Source organism: Polyangium sorediatum (assembly GCF_029946465.1).
Classification (GTDB): Bacteria; Myxococcota_A; Polyangia; order Polyangiales; family Polyangiaceae; genus Polyangium; species Polyangium fumosum.
The window spans coordinates 66,400-87,165 of sequence record NZ_JARZHI010000041.1 but is presented as its reverse complement, the minus strand read 5'-3'; the positions used below and the strand labels follow the sequence as shown (position 1 = coordinate 87,165).

Annotated in this window: 19 protein-coding genes; 12 read left to right on the top strand and 7 right to left on the bottom strand. The window is 69.4% G+C overall.

Features of this window, described 5'->3' with window-relative positions; translation table 11 throughout:
* Window positions 1-52: 52 nt before the first annotated feature.
* The 4 genes from thpR to QHF89_RS33205 are packed head-to-tail and all read right to left on the bottom strand — an operon-like array spanning window position 53 to window position 4,721.
* On the bottom strand, window positions 53-643 hold the full coding sequence (gene thpR / locus QHF89_RS33220; RefSeq protein ID WP_136971535.1) for an RNA 2',3'-cyclic phosphodiesterase: 591 nt from the start codon (window positions 641-643) through the stop codon (window positions 53-55).
* A gap of 1 nt (window position 644) precedes the next feature.
* The gene (locus tag QHF89_RS33215; RefSeq protein WP_136971536.1) at window positions 645-1,058 is read right to left on the bottom strand and encodes a secondary thiamine-phosphate synthase enzyme YjbQ; all 414 of its coding nucleotides are present in this window, start codon (window positions 1,056-1,058) and stop codon (window positions 645-647) included.
* Between the two features lie 56 nt (window positions 1,059-1,114).
* Window positions 1,115-3,340, bottom strand: a complete 2,226-nt coding sequence (locus QHF89_RS33210; protein ID WP_284721231.1) for a glycoside hydrolase family 9 protein — start codon at window positions 3,338-3,340, stop codon at window positions 1,115-1,117.
* Window positions 3,341-3,365: 25 nt separating this feature from the next.
* On the bottom strand, window positions 3,366-4,721 hold the full coding sequence (locus QHF89_RS33205; RefSeq protein ID WP_284721230.1) for a mandelate racemase/muconate lactonizing enzyme family protein: 1,356 nt from the start codon (window positions 4,719-4,721) through the stop codon (window positions 3,366-3,368).
* 147 nt (window positions 4,722-4,868) lie between these two features.
* On the opposite strand from QHF89_RS33205, the gene QHF89_RS33200 reads away from it, so the two are divergent.
* Complete coding sequence (locus QHF89_RS33200; protein ID WP_136971537.1) at window positions 4,869-6,722, top strand: S41 family peptidase; 1,854 nt, start codon at window positions 4,869-4,871, stop codon at window positions 6,720-6,722.
* Window positions 6,723-6,726: 4 nt separating this feature from the next.
* Here QHF89_RS33200 and pdxH read toward each other — a convergent pair whose 3' ends face one another.
* Window positions 6,727-7,314 (bottom strand): pyridoxamine 5'-phosphate oxidase, encoded by a 588-nt coding sequence (gene pdxH, locus QHF89_RS33195; RefSeq protein WP_136971538.1) that lies wholly within the window; start codon window positions 7,312-7,314, stop codon window positions 6,727-6,729.
* Between the two features lie 110 nt (window positions 7,315-7,424).
* On the opposite strand from pdxH, the gene QHF89_RS33190 reads away from it, so the two are divergent.
* The 4 genes from QHF89_RS33190 to QHF89_RS33175 all read left to right on the top strand — a co-directional run bounded on the left by QHF89_RS33190 (window position 7,425) and on the right by QHF89_RS33175 (window position 11,842).
* Window positions 7,425-8,117: a phosphoribosyltransferase gene (locus QHF89_RS33190; RefSeq protein ID WP_284721229.1), complete on the top strand. Its 693-nt coding sequence runs from the start codon at window positions 7,425-7,427 to the stop codon at window positions 8,115-8,117.
* A 381-nt stretch (window positions 8,118-8,498) separates the two neighbouring features.
* Window positions 8,499-9,440: a hypothetical protein gene (locus QHF89_RS33185; protein ID WP_136971539.1), complete on the top strand. Its 942-nt coding sequence runs from the start codon at window positions 8,499-8,501 to the stop codon at window positions 9,438-9,440.
* Window positions 9,441-9,549: 109 nt separating this feature from the next.
* Window positions 9,550-9,726: a hypothetical protein gene (locus QHF89_RS33180; RefSeq protein ID WP_170229491.1), complete on the top strand. Its 177-nt coding sequence runs from the start codon at window positions 9,550-9,552 to the stop codon at window positions 9,724-9,726.
* A 13-nt stretch (window positions 9,727-9,739) separates the two neighbouring features.
* Entirely contained in the window at window positions 9,740-11,842 is a 2,103-nt protein-coding gene (locus tag QHF89_RS33175) for an NHL repeat-containing protein (RefSeq protein WP_136971540.1), read from the top strand.
* On the opposite strand, the gene QHF89_RS33170 is transcribed toward QHF89_RS33175, so the two are convergent.
* Window positions 11,839-13,644 (bottom strand): sensor histidine kinase, encoded by a 1,806-nt coding sequence (locus tag QHF89_RS33170; protein ID WP_136971541.1) that lies wholly within the window; start codon window positions 13,642-13,644, stop codon window positions 11,839-11,841. The genes QHF89_RS33175 and QHF89_RS33170 overlap by 4 nt on opposite strands.
* An 11-nt stretch (window positions 13,645-13,655) precedes the next feature.
* A complete protein-coding gene (locus QHF89_RS33165; protein WP_232379826.1) occupies window positions 13,656-14,342 on the bottom strand; it encodes a cell surface protein in 687 nt (228 codons plus the stop codon).
* Window positions 14,343-14,420: 78 nt separating this feature from the next.
* On the opposite strand from QHF89_RS33165, the gene QHF89_RS33160 reads away from it, so the two are divergent.
* The 7 genes from QHF89_RS33160 (at window position 14,421) to QHF89_RS33130 (ending at window position 20,735) form a co-directional block, all read left to right on the top strand.
* A complete protein-coding gene (locus QHF89_RS33160) occupies window positions 14,421-15,848 on the top strand; it encodes an FAD-binding oxidoreductase (RefSeq protein ID WP_136971542.1) in 1,428 nt (475 codons plus the stop codon).
* 10 nt (window positions 15,849-15,858) lie between these two features.
* Window positions 15,859-16,389: a crossover junction endodeoxyribonuclease RuvC gene (gene ruvC / locus QHF89_RS33155; protein ID WP_136932658.1), complete on the top strand. Its 531-nt coding sequence runs from the start codon at window positions 15,859-15,861 to the stop codon at window positions 16,387-16,389.
* Window positions 16,390-16,467: 78 nt separating this feature from the next.
* Window positions 16,468-17,193, top strand: a complete 726-nt coding sequence (lolA, locus tag QHF89_RS33150; RefSeq protein WP_232379825.1) for an outer membrane lipoprotein periplasmic chaperone LolA — start codon at window positions 16,468-16,470, stop codon at window positions 17,191-17,193.
* A 68-nt stretch (window positions 17,194-17,261) separates the two neighbouring features.
* The gene (locus QHF89_RS33145; protein ID WP_284721228.1) at window positions 17,262-17,693 is read left to right on the top strand and encodes a hypothetical protein; all 432 of its coding nucleotides are present in this window, start codon (window positions 17,262-17,264) and stop codon (window positions 17,691-17,693) included.
* 69 nt (window positions 17,694-17,762) lie between these two features.
* On the top strand, window positions 17,763-19,010 hold the full coding sequence (locus QHF89_RS33140) for a PrsW family glutamic-type intramembrane protease (RefSeq protein ID WP_284721227.1): 1,248 nt from the start codon (window positions 17,763-17,765) through the stop codon (window positions 19,008-19,010).
* A gap of 162 nt (window positions 19,011-19,172) precedes the next feature.
* Window positions 19,173-19,880 (top strand): response regulator, encoded by a 708-nt coding sequence (locus QHF89_RS33135; protein ID WP_136932655.1) that lies wholly within the window; start codon window positions 19,173-19,175, stop codon window positions 19,878-19,880.
* A gap of 93 nt (window positions 19,881-19,973) precedes the next feature.
* Entirely contained in the window at window positions 19,974-20,735 is a 762-nt protein-coding gene (locus QHF89_RS33130) for an energy transducer TonB (protein WP_136932654.1), read from the top strand.
* The last annotated feature ends 31 nt before the right edge of the window (window positions 20,736-20,766 follow it).

Genomic DNA, 20,766 nt, shown 5'->3' with positions numbered 1-20,766 from the left:
ACCAGCAGCGCTGGCCCTCTCTCCCTGCAACCTGTCCTCGTGGAGGACGAGGTCAATGGAGCGGGGCAGGCGCCCCGCCGAGGGGCAATCGCGCGACGGCCTCGTAATGCGCGCCGGCCGCCGAAAGCACGCTCTCGTACAGCACGAGCTCCCGCACCTCCACCTCGCCGAACGACTCGGCCGCGAGCGAGCGCGCCGCCGCCCAGAGCCCCGCGTCCGTGCCGCCGAAGCCGGCGCGCGCCAGGGTGAGGTGCGGCGAAAAGAGGCGCTCCTCGGGGACGTACCCGACCTCCGTGAGCGCCTCCGAGAGCTCCTTTTGCACGAGCCCGAGCGCCGGCACGTCCCCCGCGACGGAGATCCACAAAACCCGCGGCTTTCGCCCGCCGAAACAACCGGCGCCCTCGAATCGCAGCGTGAGCGGCGCGTGCCGGCCCGCGACGTCTTCCATCTTCGCCACGACCGCGGGGACGAGGGATTCGGCCACCGCGCCGAGGAAAACGAGCGTCACGTGGATGCCCTCCGGCCGCACCCAGCGCGCCCGCGGGGCGTGCGCGCGCGCCAGGCCGACGGCGCTGGTGATGCGCGCGTGGCAGGCCTCGCCTGGGTCGACGGCAATGAAGAGGCGCCTCGTCCCCTCGGTCACGTCATTCCCCCATGGCCTTGACCACCAGGCGTTTGCGCCGCTGGCCGTCGAACTCGGCGTAAAAGATCTGCTGCCAGGGGCCGAGGTCGAGTTTTCCTTTCGTGATGGGGACGATCACCTGGTGGTGGACGAGGATCGACTTGAGGTGCGCGTCGCCGTTGTCCTCGCCGGTCCGGTGGTGCTTGTAATCGGGGCCGGCCGGGGCGAGCGTTTGCAGCCACGACCAGATATCCTCCCAGAGCCCGGGCTCGTGATCGTTCACGAAGACGCCGGCCGTGATGTGCATCGCGCTGACGAGGACCATGCCCTCGGCGATGCGGCTGCCGGAGACGATCGTCTCGACGCGATCGGTGATGTTGACGAGCTCGCGCCTTTGCTTGGTCTCGTACCAGAGGTATTCGGTGACGGATCGCATGTGCGGCGATCGTCGTCGCGCGGGGGGCGGGAAACGTCAAGGGACGTTTGGGGAAATCACTTCACGAACTTCGAGAGCAGCCGGATGTACGCCACCTGGTAGCCGTTCGAGTTCTCGGTGACGGACCACGAGTTCAGCGGCCAGCTCGTGTTGAAGTCCTTGTACGACTTCTGCGCCGGTTGCCCCTTCGGCGGCGTGACCGACTCCGACGAGCAGACGGCGTTGTTCTGGGCGCTGCCGCAGTTGTTCGGGCAGCATCCATCCCAGTCGTAGCTCGGGTTCGGGCCGCCCACGACGAAGCCCGGGGCCGGCCCGTACGTCGACACGCCCACGCGATCCCATTGCGCGTTTCCATGCGTGAACCACGAATGGTAGAACTCGTTCGCGCTATGTTCTGCGCCGACGGCGCCCATGTTCGAGAGGTACACGAGCCCGAGCGGGTTCGTGCCGTGGATGTAATGGATGTAGCGCGCCGCCGCCCGCTCCGCGGCCGTGTTCTTCGCGGGGTCGAGCCCGTAGACGAGGATGTCCTGGTACATGTTGCCCTGGTGCGACTTCGTCCCGTTGCTGCCCCACACGTAGTCCTTCAGGTACGCGCGGTACGGGTCGGCCTCGCCGTTGATCGCCGCGAAGTTTTCAGCTCCGTTCATCGCGCCGTTGTAGGCGTTCCGGATGGCGGTCACGACGGCCTGCGTGGCGCCCTGCACCTTCGTGTAATAAAGCAGCGCGTCCTGCTGCTCGGCCTCGAACGGGTAGGCGAAGTTCCACTGGAGCAGGTGGATCTGCGCGTAGTTCGAATCGAAGAACTGGCGGTAGGTCGCCTTGCCGGTCGCGTGGAAGAGGTACGCGGCGGCCTCGATCTTCTTGCTCAGCCGTCCGTAATCGTCCGTCTCCTGCTGGCCCGCGCCGAGGCCCTGCGAGCCGTTCGAGCCGTCGTTGTTGGAGAACGTCACGCTCGGGTTCGCGTTCGCCCAGGTCCAGGCATTCTCGGCCCGCGCGACGAGGTCGTCGGCGTAGGCCGTGAACGCGCCGCCGAGCGAGCGGAAGACGATCGAGCCATACGCGAAGGCCGCGGCTGCGCTCAGCGTGGCCGAGGTGCTCGCGAGGCCGTACCGGCTCGGCTCCGTCGCCGCGGAGGGCGGGCTCGCGTGCGCGAGGCCCACGATGCTCAGCACGGATCCGTTCGCGTTTTGCATCTTGATGAGCCAGTCCATGCCGAACTTCGCCTCGTCCACGACGTCGGGGACGCCGTTGCCCGACTCGGGGATGCCGTAATCGTCGAAGAACGCGGCCTTCGACTCGTCGTAGGCCATGAGCAGGCTCGTCACGTACCGCGCGTGCCAGTTCGTGTACTTGTTGTAATCGCCCGCGTCGTACCAGCCGCCGGAGAGGTCCCGCTCCGTCGACGCGTCGTTCGGCGCATTGTAACGCCGGGCGTTCTTGTCCTGCCCCGGGCCCACGTGGCTCGCGCCGTCGGCCCAGCCCGCGCCCGCGTGTGCTGCCGACTTCGCGACCCCGGCGCGCTGGTAGAAGAACGTGCGCACCGCGGCCTTCAGCACGTCCCGGTAGACGTTCGTCGCGATCCGGAACTCGTGGGAGCGCCGGTCGTTGCCCGTGTCGTGCACGTAATAGGTGCCCGTGGTCTGCACGGACGAGAAATCGAAATGCCAGGCCCGATCGCCCGAGGAGGCGTCGACCATTCCATTCTTCCACGCCGCCGGGGCGCCCGTGAGGACCTGAGCGCCCGTCTGCGCGTTCACGAGCGCGTACGTGCCCCCGGGCGAGAACGACTCCGCGGCGTCGAATCCATTCTGAGGATCCCGGACGACCGCAACTTTCTGCCCAGCCGGCAAGTAGCCGAATTGATCGACGACGATGTAGGGGCTCACAGGCGGCTTCACGGGGGGCATTCCACCGCCGCTGCCGCCGTCGCCGCCGGAGCCACCGGAGCCGCCCATCCCGCCGGAGCCGCCCATTCCACCGTTGCCGCCGGAGCCGCCCATTCCACCGTTGCCGCCGGAGCCACCGATGCCGCCGGAGCCGCCGATGCCGCCAGAACCGCCGATTCCGCCGTCGCCACCGGAACCACCGATGCCGCCGCTGCCGCCGGGCCCGCCGGTGCTGCCCATGCCACCGCTGCCGCCGGTGCTGCCCATGCCGCCGGTGGCGCCCGCGCCTCCGCCGCCGGTGTTTGCCGACGTATTCGAGGTCTCGCCGCTGTCGCAGGCGGCGAGCACGGTGAGGGAAAGCGCGGGAATCGAAGCCAAGAGCAAACGTCTCATGAAGACCTCCGCGCGCGATGCTACCTCAGAAGGGCGGCTCGGGAAGCTCGAACTCGGCGAGCGCGCTGCGGTCCTCGACCTCGCGTTTCTTGTTGCGCAGATACACCGCCTCGCGCCAGCCGTGATCGAGCACGGTCCAGGCCGCAAGGCTCGCTTTCGTGACCACGTCGATCCGCTTGCCGAAGCGCGCGATCACCTCCCAGTCGATCTCGACGCCGAGCCCCGGCTCGTCCGGGATCCGGATGCGGCCCTCGGCATCCCGCGCGAAGCCATTGCGAAGGAACCGCGCCCATTGCGGCATTTTCCAGTGGAGGTCGTGCGGCAACTCGAGGAGGCCTCGCTCCGCCTGCGGGAGCAGGCCAAAGAGGTGGAGGTTCACCGCGAAGCCGAGGCCGTTCGTCCACGTATGCGGCGTGTATCGGAGCGGGCGGGTCTCCGGCCCGCGCGTGGCGTTGCGCCGCCGGATCTCGCGCACGAGCCAGCGGACGACGCTCACGCCGCCCGCATACGTGCCGCCCGCGAGCACCGCGTCGGGCTGGTAGATGTCGAGGCTCCCGGCGTCGAGCATCGACCGGAATTCGCGCCACGAGGGCGTGACCTCGCCGCCCGCGATCGGGATCTTCGAGCACGCGCGGAGCCGCGCGAGCCCCTCGTGATCGGCCCGGTGGAGCGGCTCTTCGAGCCACGACGGTCGATACGGCGTGATCGCCTCGGCGAAGCGCGCGGCGAAATCCTCGTCCCAGCGCGGGCTCTTTTCGACGAGCTCCGTGGGCCAGCCGAGATTGGCGTCGACCATGAGCTCCATCGAATCCCCCGCCGCCTCGCGCGCGGCCGCGACGACGTCGACCATCCGCGCGAGCTCGTCGCTCTTCACGCGGATCTTGACGCCGGCAAACCCCTCGTTGCGGCGCTCCGTGACGAGCTCGGCCACGAGGCGCGGGTCGTGGTCGTGGTTCGAGCCGAGCGAGGCGTACGGGACGGCGAAGCCGCCCTCGCCGCCGAGGACCTTCCACAAGGGTTCACGACGAATCTTGCCGACGAGATCCCAGAACGCCGCGTCGATCCATCCATTGCGCATGCCGAGGATCGAGAACTCCTCGATGCGCTGGTTCACGAGCCGCATGTCGAGCGGGTTCAATCCGAGCAGGTAGGCGCCGAGCAAGGCGCCGAGCGACTCGCGCTCGCGGCCCATCGCGGGGATCGCCGCGACGCCGTCGATCCCCGCGTCGGTCACGAGGCGCAAGAGGTACAAGCGCAGGTCGATCTGGTGGTAGCCGGGGATCCAGTTCGGCTCGAAGACGACCCGATCGTCGAAGAACCCCGGCCGGTCGCCGGAGAGCGGGATCTTGACGTAATAGAGCTCGATCCGCTCGATCTTCATGGTGGGCTCCTGCCTTTCCGGACAACGGCGGCTGCCCCTGGTTTCTGACACTTCTTCTTGGCGAACGAGGCGCGCTTGGGCAAGATCCGGACGCTCGATCTCGTGGCTCGGAGGGCTCTTTTGCGCGCGTCCCAGGCTGCTCGCCTCATGCTCCCTTGGGTGCTCCTCGCCTGTGGCAACGTCCCGCCGCCGGAGCCCATGCCAGCCCCGCTGCCTTTCTCCCCGGTCGCTCTGCCCAGGGCGGCGCCGCGGGTCGATCCTTCCCGCCCGCTCGAGGGTCGCGCGCTCGAGAACGTCGTCGCATTCACGCAGCTCTACAAGGCCGTGCGTTTTTTCCACCCGAGCGACGAGGCCGCGCGGGCCGATTGGAACGCGATCGCCGTGGACGGCGCAAAACGCGTCGAAGGGGCCACGTCCGCCGAGGAGCTCGCGCAGATCCTCGGGGACATCTTCGCCCCCGTGGCGCCGACGCTCCGTGTCTTCCCGTCGGGCCTGCGGCAAGACCTGCCCGAGGCGATCCTGCCCCCGAAGGACGGCGCGAAGCTGAAGATCGTCGCGTGGCGGCACGACGGGGTCGATCTGCGGATGGGAGCGCCGGTCTACAAAAGCTCTCGCATGAGCGACGCGGATTCGCCTTTCCCGAGGCTCGCGCTCCCGCGTGAGGTCGACGAGGTCGAGCTTGGCGGGGGGGTCTCGTGCAAATTGCCGCGCACGCTTTATGCCGACGAGCGCGGGACGTTGCCGCATGGAAGCGCCGCGCCGGCCGAGCCGCCGCCGGGCGGCATTCCCCCGACGCTCGTGTATGCGCTGATGGACCGGGAGACTCGCCTCGCCGACGTCGTCATGGCGTGGGGCGTCCTTTCCCATTTTTATCCCTACTTCGACGTCGTGGAGACGGACTGGCCCGCCGTGCTGCGGAAGAGCTTGTCCGATGCGGCCACGGCCCTCGACGAGCAGGGCATGGTGGCGGCGATGGAGCGTATGATCACGCAGCTCCACGACGGGCAGGGACGTGTGGTGCGGATGCTGAAGCAGCCCGCGGGGCCGCCGATTCCCGAAGCGTCGACGTGCGGGTTTTTGCCACTGAACTTCACCTGGGTCGAGGGCCAGCTCGTCGTGACGCATGTGCACCCGAGCGCGGGCGCCGAGGTTCGTCCGGGGGATGTCGTGCTCGCGATCGACAACAAGCCGGTCGACGCGTGGATGGCGGTGTTCGAGCCGCGGACGTCGGGCGCGACGCCGGCGTGGAGGAGGCGCGTCGCGACGGCGTCGCTACGCGCAGGGAAAAAGGACGAGGTCGCGACGGTGCGCCTGAAGCACGAGACGGGCGAGCCTGTGACCGCGCGCCTCGCGCGCTCGCTCGGCGCGGAGGATCGATTGCTGCAGGAGAAGAGGCCGGAGCCTGTCGCCGAGGTCGCGCCGGGGGTCTCGTACGTGGATCTCGAACGGGTGACGCCGACGCAATTCGACGCGGCCCTGCCCACGCTGGCGAAGGCGCGGGGCGTGATCTTCGATCTGCGCGGGGAGCCCAAGCTCGATTTCGAGGCGCTCGGTCACCTCGCGTCGAAGCCGATCGCGAGCCCGCTCTGGAAGATCCCGCGGGTCGTCCGGCCAAACAGCCAAGGGTTCACGTTCGAGGAGACGCGGTGGTACGCCGAGCCAAAGGCGCCGCGCTTCGGCGGCCGGATCGTTTTCCTGACGGACGAGCGCGCCGTGGGCCAGGCCGAGACGTGGCTCAGCATGGTCGAGCATGACAAACTCGGCAAGATCGTCGGTTCGTCGACGGCGGGCACGAAGGGCATCGTCAACACGCTCGCCGTGCCCGGCGGGCTCGTGATCACCTGGACCGGAATGCGGGTCGAGCGTTATGACGGCACACGTTTCCACGGCGTGGGCGTGCAGCCACAGATCCCCGCGGCGAGGACGGTGAAGGGCGTGCGCGAGGGGCGCGACGAGGTGCTGGAGGTGGGGATCGGCGTCGCGACCGGGAAGGTGAAATGAGGCCTCAGGGCTGGAGCCGCTCGCAGCGCCACCCCTCGCCTTCGCGGACGTAGGCGAAGCGGTCGTGCAGGCGGCTGTCCTTGCCAAACCAGAATTCGATCCGGTCGGGGACCACGCGATACCCGCTCCAGTGCGGCGGCCGCGGGACGGGGCCCCCCTCGAAGCGCGTGGTCAGCTCGGTGACGCGCGCTTCGAGCTCCTCGCGGGAGGGGAGTGGGCGGCTTTGATCGGAGGCCCAGGCGCCGATCTGGCTGCCGCGCACGCGCGAGGCGAAGTAGGCGTCCGCTTCCTCGGTCGAGACGAGCTCGACGCGGCCCTCGACCCGGATCTGCTCGGCGGCCTTCGGCCAGTGAATGCAGAGCGCGGCGTAGGGGTTTTTCGCGAGCGCTCGGCCTTTGCGGCTCTCCAGGTTCGTATAAAAAGAAAAGCCGCGCTCGTCCACGCCCTTGAGGAGCACCATGCGCGCCGAGGGGCGGCCGTTCTCGTCGATGGTGGCGAGGGTCATGGCCGTGGGGTCGTGATCCTCGCGTTCTTCCGCGCGGGCGAACGCCTCGCGGAACGCAGCAATGGGGTCCGATGCGGGGTGGCTCATCGCGGCGCAGCATAGGGGCCAGGTGACGGTTGGAAAAGGGCGAAACGTATCCCGCCCACTGACAGGGGGGGCCTCCGAGGACGATGTGTTCGAGGGCGGGGAGGGGCGTCATGATGTGGAAGGACCGGGAAGAGGCGGGCGAGCTGCTCGGGCAGCACATGCGGGGCATCGGTGGGCTCGACGGCGCGGTGGTGCTCGGCATTCCGCGCGGCGGCGTGGTCGTCGCGGCGCCCGTGGCCGAGGCGCTCGGGGGCGAGCTCGGCGTGATCGTGGCGCGCAAGCTCCGCGCGCCGCACCAGCCCGAGCTCGCGATTGGCGCGGTCGCCTCCGACGGCTCGGTCTGGGTGGAGCCGCGCGCGCTCCGGGTGCTCGGCGTGGACGCGGAGTACCTCGAAGCCGAGCGAATGCTTCAATCGGAAGAAGCGCGGCGGCGAGAGGCGCTTTTCGGCGGGCACGGGCCCTCGCTCGCCGGGCGGCCGGTCATCGTGGTGGACGACGGCATCGCGACGGGCGCGACGGCGATGGCGGCGCTCCGGGCGGCGCGGGCCGCGGGCGCGACGACGGTCGTGCTGGCGGCGCCGGTGGCCTCGCCGGAGCGGGCCGACATGTTGCGCGGCGAGGCGGATCTCGTGGTTTGCCTGATCGAGGATCCGAACCTTTATGCGGTGGGCCAGTATTACGAGGATTTCCGCGCCATCGAGGACGACGAGGTCATGAGCCTGCTCGAGAGCCACGGCAAGAAGCCCTCGACGGAGAGGCGGACGTCGACGCGCGGCATGGCGCGTCGGCCGAGCGGCGCGTGAGGGCCCACCTCGCCGCCCTGGTGGGGGTGCGGAAAGGAGATGTTCACGAAGAGAACGATTCGAAAGGTTGGGACCGACATGGCCTCTCCTGTCGTACCATTGCCGCTTCCGTTTTCCTTGTCGGGATGGTCCGCAATCCGAGTGCTCCGTCCCACCCGATCCCTGTCCGGCAGTCCTGCACCCGTGACGCACGCAACACCTTTTACGCGGCGCTTCCTCGAGCGGAGGGGCTCGGGTAGGGTGTGGGCCGTCCGTGGAGGTCCGCCGATGAGGTTCCTTGCGCTCGCCGTGGTCACGCTCGCCGTGGCGTGGCCCGTCGTGAGCTACGCCGAAGCCTGAGGCGCCTGAAGCAACCCGAACCTGCCGGTCGGCGGGTCCGAAGTGCGCGCGTTCGAGCCCGGGCGGCTCGAAGTGCGCCTGGGTGCGTCCGGGCTCGCCGGCTCGGCGGGGCATCTCGCGGAGTGTCCCGATCTCGGGCCCGCGTGCGCCGAGACGCCGCCGCCCGTGCCGTACCACCACCACGTGGCGTTGTGGATGACGGACGTGACGGCGGACGTGTCGTACCAGATCACGCCGTGGCTCGCGGCCGAGGCGCGTTTGCTGCTGCGCGTCGTGAATACGACGCCCACGTATTCGGAGATCGACGGCACGCCGAAGCTCGTCCCCGACGACATTCACCACCACGATCGGACGATCGTGGGGCCCGGAGATCCGTGGCTCCTTGCGCGTTTCTCAGGCAGCGTCGGCAAGCTCTCGTCGGCGGCGCGGCTCGGCCTTTCGTTTCCTTTGGGGCGAACGGAGCCGGATCCGTATCGGCTCGGCGCGGCGGGGAAATGGCACGAGCATACCCAGCTCGGGACGGGGACGTTCGTCCCGATCGTGGGCGTGGGGCTCACGTATGCGCTGGATTCGGTGGAGATCTCGGCGTCGGCGTTGGGGCTCTTCAGCGTGTACGAGAATGACCAGGGGTTCCGGGCGCCGACGCGCATCTTCGGCGGCGCGCGCGTCGGCGTGCCGCTGCTCGGAGGGAAGGTCACGCCGTATGCGACGGTGGATCTCGCCCATGAGAGCGCGGAGATCTGGAATGGCGTGTATGCGCTCGAAGGGTTCAATGCGCGCACGGATCTGCTCGTGGGCCTGGGGGCCACGTGGGCGATCACGCCTGCGTGGAGGTTCGAAGGCAGCGTGCGGGCGCGGGTTTTGCGGCTGACGGAAGCCGCTGCGTTCCATTATCCGGGAATGGCGCAGATTTCGATCACACGCGCCTGGGATCTCGGCGTCGAGGACGACGAGGACGAGCACGGTCACGGGCACGGTCCCTGACGATTGGCAGCGGCCGGGCTCGACGGGGAGCCTCGCCCCGCCCGGCGTTTTCGCCCTTCGCGCCGCGCGCTCGCCGTGCTTCGCTCCGGTCCGAGGAGGCCGGAAGACCATGAAAGCCATGTCGCTCGTGCTCGTCGCCTTTGCTGCGCTCGCCCTCGCCGGTTGCGAGGAAAGCGCCAAACCCTCGGCGGACCCGTCCGCGAAGTCCGCGGCGAGCGCCGCGCCCGCCGCGAGCGCCGCGCCTGCGGCGAAGCCGGCCTCCACGGGAGAGAGCGGCGGCTGGTGATCGAAGCGCGGCGATGAATCGCGAGGGAGGCGGATCTCGCCGCGTCGCGTTTCTCGGGCTCTTGCTCCTCGGCCTCGCGCTCGGCGCGGGGTGCAAGCGAGAGGAGCCGCCCGCAGAGGCCACGAGCGCTGCCGAGCCCGACCCGCTGCCCGAGCTGCGTGCGTTCGAGGCGGAGCGCAGGGCCGCGACCGATTTCGCGGCTCTGCCGCCGAGCGACGCCGCGTTCGGCGCCGATCCGTACGCGATTGCCGCGCTACCGGGGGGGGAACGGTTCGTCGCGCTGCTCCGCGGGCGGGACGTGATCGTGGTGCTCGACGCGTCGATGCGTGAGCTCGCGCGTCTGCCCGCGCCCGCATCGCCGAGCGGGCTCGTGGTGACGCCCGAGGGCCGCAGCATGCTCGTCGTGGGCGAGCGCGGCGACGGCATCACGCGGTTTCGGATCCAGGAAGCCGCGCCGTACCTCGCGCCGAGCGGCCGTTTCGGGCTCGATGGGATGCGAGCGCTGCGTGACGTCGCCGCCGGGCCCGAGGGGGTGGTGTATGCGGTCGAGGAGCACGAGGGGCGCCTCGTGACGCTCTGGCCCGAAGGGGAAGAAGGGCCGGACGGGGAGATCGCTGCGCGCCGGGAAGACGCGAGCATCGGAGGCGGGCCGATCCACGTGGAGCGCGTGGGCTCGTTCGTCGTGGTCGATGCGCTGCACGCGCATGCGCTCGTGGTGAGGCCGGTGGACGAGGCGGGGCGCGCGCTGTCCGCAGGCGAAGCGCGGATCGTGCACGACGGGCCGATCTGGAGTTTTTCCGCGGTGCCCGACGGCGAGGGGCTCTTCGTGCTCGCGGGCGGCGTCGAGGATCGGCCGCTCGATCGGCGCGGCGGGTTCTTCGGCTACGTCGACTCGTTCGTCTTTCTGTACCGCGTGGAGCGTGGCGCGGCGCGGCTGCTCTCCGCGGTGAACGTGGGCGAGCTCGGTGTGGTGACGCCGAAGGCGCTGCACCTCGCGAAGGAGAAGGACGGCACGCTCGCGGCGCTCGTCACGGGGTACGGCGGCGAGGTGTCGGCGCGGCTCGTGTTCGAGGCGAGCGGAGCATCACTTGCGATGCCGGCAAAAACGAGCCCCCTGGTGCCGGGCATGCGCGACCTCGTGAGGCTGCCCGGCGGCGGGTTCGTCGGGGCGAATCCTCTGCTCGATGCGTTCGTGATGGTGCGTTCGGACGAACCCCACGAGCGGATCGTGTCCGTTGTGGATCGGGACGGGCCTGCGCCGCCGAGCGTGGAGGCGCGCCTTGGCGAGGCGCTTTTCTTCACGAACCTGATGGCCCCGGAGAACGGCACGGAGGGCGCGCACAGCCGCTTCACCTGCGAGACGTGCCACTTCGAGGGGTACGTCGACGGGCGCATCCACCACACGGGCCGCGGCGAGGTGCGTGTCGTGACGAAGCCGCTCCTCGGCCTGTTCAACAACCGCCCGCATTTCTCACGCGCGCTCGATCCGGACCTGTCCTCGGTCGCGCATGCCGAGTTCCGCGTGGCCGGCGCGGGGAGCGGGCATTCGCCCTGGTTTTCGCTCGACGCTCGGACCCACCCGGTGCTCGCCGCGCTCGGCCGATCGGAGGCGGAGCCAGCCCCCCCGCTCGCGCTCCGCCGCGCGCTCATGACCTTCCTCATGGGCTTCTCGCACCGGCAGAACCCGAGCACCGCAGGGCGAAGCGTGTTTTCAGCGCTCGAACGCGAGGGCGCGAAGCTCTTCGAGGCGCGCTGCGAGGGGTGCCACGAGGCGCGGCTCTCGGCCGACGAGAAGGGCAGCCGGCTGCCCTTCGAGCGCTGGGAGAGCCTGGTTTTCTCGCCCGCGGGGCCGATCGTTTGGGCCTCGAACGAATACCAGAAGACGGGCGTCGTGCCGTACGTGCACGAGCGCGGCGCGCGCGTGCCGTCGCTGCGCAGGCTCGCCAAGAAGCGCCCGTACCTGACGAGCGGCGCGGCGAAGGACCTCGCGGATCTGCTGACGCGGGCGCGTTGGTCTGCGGAAGGTGTGTTCTTCCACGATGGCGCGCCCGAGGGCGCGGCGGGGCTCGAAGCACGCGAGCGTGAGGCGCTGCGGGCGTTCTTGGATCTGCTCTAAGCCGCGTCTCCGAGCGGCAACGTGAACCAGAAGCGCGCGCCCACGCCGGGCTCGCTCTCGACGCGGATCGTGCCGCCGTGCGCGCGGACGAGGCCGTCGGCGATGAAGAGGCCGAGCCCGGTGCCAGAGGTCTTGCTCGTCGCGGCGTGGAAGTACCGATCGAAGACGTGCGGCAGGTGCTCGCTCCGGATCCCGGGCCCGCTGTCGGCGACGTCGATGCGCGCGCACGAGCCCTCCCGCGCGAGGCGCAGGGTCACGAGGCCTCCCTCGGGCGTGAACTTGATGGCGTTCCCCACGAGGTTCCAGAGCACCTGGAGCACACGCTCGCGATCGATCCGCGCGAAGAGCGCCTCGTCGGGCAGCGCCTCGTCGATCTGGATCCCCTTCGGCGCCGCGAGCGGCTTGAAGTGATCGATCGCCTCGCGCACGACCGCGCGCACGTCCTCGCGCCCGACCGAGAGCGCGAGCCCGCCCGTCTCGATCCGCGAAGCGTCGAGCAGGTCGCGGATCATGCGATCCATGCGGTCCGCCGAGCGCAGGATGAGCGCGGTCTTGTTCTTGATCCGCGCGTCCTCGCCCGCCTCCCGCCCGATCTGCGTGGCGGCCAGTTTGATGGCGACGAGCGGATTTCGGAGATCGTGCGACACGATCGCGAGGAGGTCCTCGCGCGCCCGGACGGCCGCCTGCGAGGCCCGGTAGAGCCTGTCGTTTTCTTCCCGCGCGCGGCGCTCGAGGTCGTAGAGGCGGGCGCGTTCGAGGGCCTGCGCGCAGTGCTCGGCGGCCGACTCCAGGAAGCGCTGCTCCGCCTCGTCGAGCCGCCGCGTCCCCACGAGCGAGAGGCCCATGACCCCGAGCACCCGATCCTGCACGATGAGCGGGAGCGCCGCGAACGCGAGGCTCTTCTGGTCACGCTGGACGCGGTCGAGGTGCGGGTAACGCGTGAGGTACTCCTCGACCGTCGCGAGGAAGATCGGCTGGCGAGAGCGCACCGCATCCGTGAGCGGCAGGCGGGTCTCGAGCGGGATCACCTTGAACGGCTCGACGATGCTGCTCGCGTAGCCCGAAGCCCGCTCGATCACGAGCGCCCCGCGCTCTTCGTCGAGCAGGCACATCAAGCCGGCATGCGCGCCCATCTCGCTCCGCGCGTGCTCCACGACCACCTCGGCCACCTGCGCGGCGGTGAGCGCGAACGAGAGCCGCCGCGTGATCGAATGCAGCCGCTTCGTGCGGTCCATGGCCGCGCGCGCGACGCGGGCCGCTTCATGCTCGTCCCGCGTCGCGCGATCCTCCACGACCGCGAGCGCGATCCTCCGCGCGAGCTCCTCGGCCACCTTCAGGTCCGTGCCTACGATCCGCCGCTCCTTGCAGCTCACCGCCAGCGTGAGCGCCCCGAGCGCGCGTCCCTGCCAGACGATCGGCACGAGCATCCCCGCGGTGATCTCGACCGCGCGCAGGACCGCGAGCGCCTCGTCGTCGCTCATCGTCGCGGCGAGCATCGCGTCCGAGGTCTCGGGCAGGACCTGCGCCACGCCGCTGCGCATCACGTGCGCGAGCGGGCTCTTCGTCGAGTCGAGCGCCGGGCTCCTTTGCATGCACGGCTGCCGGAGGAGCTCGGCCTTCAACGGGTCCTCGTGATCCACCGCGGCGAGCCGCGCGCCGCCCCCTTCGAGCAAGTGAACGAGGCAAAACCCTCGGATCCAATGGGCCGCGCGCGAGGCCACGGCGGCGAGCCGCGCCCCGAGATCCGTCACGTTCCCGAGCGCTTGCCCCGCGTCGAGCAAGAGACCTAGCGACTCGTCCATGCGCCTCGACGTCAAGGCACCTTGGGGTGCAGAACGGCGATCGCGTCGAGATCAAAGCCAGCACTCGGCGCAGCTCCGATGCCCTGGAGATCACGGATGCGGACGAACCGTGCCTCCTCGACGCCGAGCTCGGCGAGATCGAACACGTCGCCGCCGGACACGCTGGGATCGAGGGAGGACACGCCGAGATCACCGTTCGCGAAGACCGGAGCATACCCGGCGCACCCTGCGGGCGGCTTCGTGTCCTCGGCGCAAGGGAACACGTGCCAGGTCTCGCCGTCGGCGCTGACGGAGACCTCGGCGAGCTCGGCGTACACGTTGTTCGGATCGTCCGACACGAAAAACGGATTCTCGAACACCACGAAGTCCGGGCCTTCTCCGTCGACGATCGCGTTGCCGCCGAAGCCGAGCACGATCGAGCCGCCTCGGCCGAGCGAGAGCACGTCGAGCCCGCCCGACGTCGTGCCGTTGCCGAGCGGCTCGCCGTAGATGACCTCGGGGAACCGATCCGCCCCGAACCCCGCGTCGTCGCCGGGCTCGAACGCGACGACGCAGGACGCCGTCCGCGACGGCGGAGCGTCCGCGGCACAGGCGTGCGGCTCGTTCGTGGTGCCCGTCGAGCTCGCGGGCCCTTCGTCCCCACACCCAACGCCGGCGAGGCCCAGCGCGCCCAGGAAGACAACCACGACGCGGTGCACGGACCCTCGATACCAGCCCGCAGAGGACGTGCAAAGGGGACCATCGCCGCTCCGCGCGATCCGTACTAGAAATCATGCGTGCTTCGTCGCGCGCCTTTCCCCCGCCCCTCCGCCGCCGCCGTCGACAAGGCGCGGCGCTTGCTCGATCGCGCCCTCGGGCCCTCGAAGGTCATCACCTCGCCCGCAGGCTGCGAGGCGTACGCGGGGGACGAGTCCGATCAGGAGCCGGTGATCCCTGATGCGGTCGTCGTCGCCGAGACGCCGGACGACATCCTGCGGGCGCTCGCGGCGGCGAGCGAGGCCGAGGTCCCGATCGTCCCGCGCGGCGCGGGCAGCGGCAAATCCGGCGGCGCGGTCCCCGTCGGCGGGGGCATCGTCGTCACCACGCTCGGCATGCGCGGCATCAAGGAGATCGATCGCGAAGAACTCGTCGCCGTCGTCGAGCCGGGCGTCATCCTCGGCGACTTTCACGCCGCGGTCGAAGCCGAGGGGCTCTTTTATCCGCCCGATCCGAACTCGCTCAAGATGTGCGCCCTCGGTGGCAACCTCGCCGAGAACGCGGGCGGCCCGCGCGCCTTCAAGTACGGCGTCACGCGCGAGTACGTGCTTGGCCTCGAAGCGCTGCTCGTCGATGGAACCCGCCTCCGCACCGGCCGGCGTACGGTCAAGGGCGTCACGGGCTACGACGTCACGAGCTTGCTCGTCGGCAGCGAGGGCACGCTCGCGGTCTTCACGGAGGCCACGCTCCAGCTCATTCCGAAGCCCCCGAGCGTCGCCACGCTCCTCGGCCTCTTCGACACCGCGCTCGCCTCCGGCCGCGCCGTCTCCGCGATCATCGCGGCCGGCCTCGTCCCGCGTTGCCTCGAGCTTCTCGATGCCGGCGCGCTCTCCGCCGTCCGCGCCCGCGGGGTCCCCGTCGATGCACGCGCCGGCGCGCTCCTCCTGATCGAGGTCGACGGTGATCCCGCCTCGTGCGAGGCCGCCATGGAGCGCATCGGCGAGGCGTGTGTCGCCGAGGGCGCGCTCGATGTCCTCGTCGCGCAGGACGCCGCGCAACGCGAGCGCCTTTGGGAAGCGCGCCGCGCCCTCTCGCCGGCCACACGTGCCATGGCCCGTTACAAGATCTCCGAGGACGTCGTCGTCCCGCGCACGCGTTTGCCCGACCTCCTCCGCGAGATCGATCGCATCAGCGAGGAGACCTCGATCCGCATGCTCTCCTACGGCCACGCGGGCGACGGCAACCTGCACGTGAACTTCCTGTGGGACGATCCCGACGCCGGCCCGCGCGTCGAACGCGGCCTCGATCGCCTCTTTCGTGCGGTCGTCGGCATGCGCGGCACGCTCACGGGGGAACATGGCGTCGGCACCTCCAAGGCCGAATACCTCCCGCTCGAACAGGGCCCGGAGCTCATCGAGCTTCAGCGCCGCTTGAAGGCCGTCTTCGATCCGAAGAACCTCCTGAACCCCCACAAGATCTTCCCCCGCCGCGGCCACGGGGTCTGCTAGAACGCCCCGCGTGCGTGTCCTCGGCATCGATCCTGGCAGCCGTCACCTCGGGTGGGGCGTGCTCGAGCGCGTCGGCACGCGGGTCGAGCACGTCGCCCACGGCGTCATCGACGTCGACCTCGACGGGACCTTCGCCGACCGCCTCGTCGACATCGACGACCGCCTCGGCGAGGTCATCACGCAGTACGCGCCCTCGCACGCCGCGGTCGAGAGCATCTTCTTCTCCAAGGACGCGCAGAGCGCGGCCAAGCTCGGCCATGCGCGGGGCGTCGTCCTGCTCCGGCTCGCCCGCGCTTCGCTCCAGACGTCCGAATACCCGCCTGCGCTCGTGAAGCGCACCGTCGCGGGCAAGGGCGCGGCGGACAAGCGCCAGGTGGCCATGGTCGTCACGGCCATCCTCCGGCTCGGCACGCCGCCTCGGTCGGACGCCGCCGATGCCCTCGCCATCGCGCTCACGCACTGCAATGTCGTTGGTTTTCAGACGGCGCTCGCCGCCTCTGCGCCCGCCCGCCCGGCGCGGCGTCGCGCGAATGTCCCGTGATCTTGCATCGCCTGCGGGCGCCCTGCGTCCAACCCCGCGGCACCCTCGGTCCGGCCAACTACGCGGAACAGGAAGAAAATGATGCGTAAGGTAAGGTTCCTCTCGATCCCCTCCCTCCTCGCGGCGTGCGCCGTGGTCCCTGCTCTCCTGCTCTGCTCGACCGACGGCCATACCCAGGCCGCCGCGCCTGCCGCGCCTGCTGCGGCGCCTGCGAAGGGCCCCTCAGCCGAGGAGATCGGCCGCCGCGTCCAGGCGTTCTACGACTCCACGAAGACCTTCAAGGCCACGTTCGCGCAGACCTATACGATCAAGGTCCAGAACGTGAAGAAGGAGTCGAAGGGCACGGTCATCTTCGAGAAGCCCGGCAAGATGAGCTGGTCGTACGACGCGCCGAACGGCAACCGCGTCGTGTCCGACGGCAAGGTGATCCGCGTCTACGAGAAAGAAAACGAGCAGATGTTCGAGACGCCGGTCAAAAACTCGCAATACCCGGCGGCGCTCGCGTTCCTCATGGGCACCGGTCAGCTCGTGAAGGATTTCAACCTCAAGCTGCTCGACGCCGCGCAGATGAAGTTCGAGGGCGGATACGTGCTCGAAGGCACGCCGAAAGACGCGACGCCCGCCTACCAAAAGGTCCTCCTTTACGTCGACGCGCAGACGAACCAGGTGCGCCGCGTGCTGATCCTCGACGCGCAGGGCAACAAGAACCGCTTCGACTTCAGCGCCCCTGTCGTCAACCAACCTGTCGGCAAGGGCGAGTTCGACTTCACGCCGCCGCCCGGCACGCGCGTCGTCAAGCCCTGAGCCGGATTCGACGGAAACGATGCAACCGGACGGAAAATCTGGTAGATCGAATGTTGCTTGGAGGTGCGATGAACGCGCATAGCTGGATGGGTCGCGGGATGCTTTCGGTCGCCGTTGCGCTGCTTGTCGCGGCGTGTGGTGGCCCGCTCGAGTACATGGCCAAGGGCACGCCGCGCGCGCCCGACGCCGACGCGAAGATCGTGGCCGAGGTCAACAGCAGCACGGTTCTGACCACCGTGAGCATCGAGGCGGAGCACCTCGCTCCCCCGGATCGGCTCATGCCGGGCGCCACGGCGTATGTCGTGTGGGCCCGCAAGGACTCGAGCAGCCAGTGGCAGCGCATCGGGTCGCTCGCGTACAACAACGACAAGCGGACGGGCTCGCTGCCGACGGCGACCGTGCCGCTCACGAGCTTCGAGCTCATCGTGAGCGCGGAGCAACAAAACGCGCCGACCTCGCCCTCGCCGCACGTGGTCATCCAGCAGAAGGTCGCCGACTGACCTCGCGCTCGTGGTGGCACAGACGGTAGGATGATCGAACGCCCGGCGCCTTGCGTCGGGCGTTCTGCCATGAACAACCCCTACGGATCGCCGCCCGGGCCCTACGGCCACGCTCCCTACCCCCCGCAGCAGCAACCACGATATCCCGGCCCGGCGCCGTACACACCACCGGGCCACGGCGGGTCCGCGCCACGCGCGCCCGTGGAGCTCGATCCGGACAAGCGTCGCCGCGGGGTGGGGCTCGCGCTCTGGATCGTCGGCATGCTCGCCGGCGTCGTGCTGAACATCCTCTTCACGATGGCGGAGATCTTCCTGTCGAAGGCGCCGGGGCGCATGCTCTCGGCCGTCCTGACAGGCTCGCTCTTCGCGTTCTTGCCGCTCGGCTTTTACCTCTTCGTGCCCATGGTGCTCGATCGGTACGATCCCGAGCCGTGGTGGTGCCTCGCGATGGCGTTCCTGTGGGGGGCGGTCGTCGCGACGGGCTTCGCCGGCATGATCAACACGGGCGTGCACATCGTGTTCGCCGGCCTCTTCGGGCCTGCGGTCGGCAATTTCGTGTCGTCCGTGATGAGCGCGCCGCTCTCGGAAGAGTTCTTCAAAGGCCTCGTCATCCTGGGCTTTTTTTACTTCCTCCGGCGCGAGTTCGACGGGGTCGTCGACGGCATCATCTACGCGACGTTTTGCGCGCTCGGGTTCGCCGCGGTCGAGAACGTCAGTTATTACGCCCGCGCGGACATGGCCGATCAGCTCGGCACGACCTTCTTCCTGCGCGGCGTCCTCGCGCCGTGGGGGCACCCGCTCTACACGTCGATGACCGGCATCGGGTTCGGCATCGCGCGCGAGTCGAGCAAGACGTGGGTGCGCTGGCTCGCGCCGATCGGCGGGTTTTTCGTGGGCGTCTTCCTGCACGCGCTCTGGAACTTCGTGCCCACGGTCATCCCCGACGCGTTCGTCATCATGCTGCTCTTCTGGCTGCTCTTCGTGGCGATGTTTTTCTGCATCATCATCGCCCTCGTCGTCCGCAAGGGCCGCACGATCCGCCAGTTCCTCCGCGACGAGGTGCTGATCGGCAACCTGACGAACGAGGAACTCGAGCTCGTGTGCTCGCCGGTCGGCCGCATCCAGTGCACGTTCTCGTGGCGCGGCGCCGAGGGGCGCGCGTTCATCCGCGCCGCGTCGCGGCTCGCGCTCAGCAAGTGGCACACCGCGCGCGCGATGAAGGGGCAGAAGCGCACGATCAGCGCCGATTTCATCGCCCCGCTCCGCGGTGAGCTCGCGACCTTGCGCGCCGCCCTGCGCGCCAAAGCTCCCCGCTGAAAAGCTCTCGACACCTCGAATTCACGAATTCGTCACGCGGGACGCGCCCTCGCCGTTTCGACACGTCGAATTCACGAATCCGTCACGCACGCCGCATTTCCCCGCCAACCTGCAACACGAGCTTCATCGGGTCGTAACAGGAACAGGATACACCCGGGTGCGATGGCACGCATCCTGGTCGTCGAGGACGAGCCCGCGATCCTCAAGGTGCTCGATTACAACTTCCGGCAGGCGGGGCACGAGGTGCTGCTCGCGTCGCGCGGCGAGGAGGGGATCCGGCTCGCGCGCGAGCGGCGGCCCGACGTCATCCTGCTCGATATGATGCTCCCGGACCTCATGGGCACCGAGGTCTGCCGGAGCTTGCAGCAGAGCGAGGAGACCCGCGAGACCCCGGTCGTCATCGTATCGGCGCGCGGGGACGAGGTCGACCGTGTCGTCGGCTTCGAGCTCGGCGCCGTCGATTACGTGGTGAAGCCTTTCAGCGTCCGCGAGCTCATGCTGCGGGTGCAGGCGATCCTGCGGCGGGTGAAGGCGCGGACGACCGAGCGCCGTGTCCTCCAGTTCGGCCGGCTGCGCATCGACGACGAGGCGCACCGGGTATGGGTCGACGGCGCCGAGATCGAGCTCACCTTGCTCGAGTTCAAGCTCCTGCTCGCTCTGTACGAGAATCGCGAGCGTGTCCAGACGCGCGGCGCGCTGCTCGAAGGGGTGTGGGGCATGGACGTCGACATCACGACCCGCACGGTGGATACGCACGTAAAGAGGCTCCGCGACAAGCTGGGGCCTGCCGGCGATTATGTGCAGACGGTGCGAGGGATCGGGTATCGATTCGGCGGATCGCCCGATCTGCCCGACTCGCACCCCGATTGAAAATTGCGTCATGCGACGCGCACGTGATCGTTTCGCGACGTTCACGAGGTTGTCACGAACGATCGTCAAGGTGGGGGCCGAGGAAAGACGGCAATGGGCTTCGAGGCGTGGAGCGTCGGGGAGACGGATCCCGGGCGCGGCAAGCGGCTTCTGATCGGATACGCGACGGCGATTGCCATTTGCACGGCGGTCGGTGTCGTCGGGGCGACGATGAAATCGAGCGCGCCCGCCGTGGAAGAAGAGGAGGAGGTCGTCGCCGTCGAGCTCACGCCCACGGTGGAGCCGCCGAAACCGCCGCCTCCGCCGCCGCCCGTGGACGCGGCGCCCAAAGCGCCTGAGCCGCCCGGGCCGAAGCACAAGCCGATCGCTGTGCCCGTGGAAGTGCCGACGGAAATGCCCAAGGAGGCAGATCCGAGCAAGGCAAAGGCGAGTGATGGCGAGTATGGGGAGGGCTCGGGCGAAGGCTCGGGCGGGACGCCCGGAGGAACGGGGACCGCGACGGCTGCTGCGCCGCCGCCTCCGCCGCCTCCGCCGCCTCCTCCGCCGCCCCCGCCCAAAGCGGCGGGGCCCATCGTCCTCGGCGAGGATGGCACGCCCCCCTCGCCGATCTCGAAGCCGCAGCCTCCTTATCCCGAGGACTTGAAGAGCCAGGGGATCGAGGGCACGGTCATCGTGCGGTTTGTCGTGACAGAGTCGGGCGACGTCTCGAACGTGACCGTCGTGCGAGGGGATGCGCAGCTTGCGGCGCATGTCGTGGCGACCGTGAAGACGTGGCGCTTCAAGCCAGCCATGGTCGAAGGCCGCCCCGTGGCCACGTACCAGAACGCAAGGTTCAATTTCAAAATTAAGACGTAGTTCGTCGGGCAATCCCGTTCGACCAAGGAGC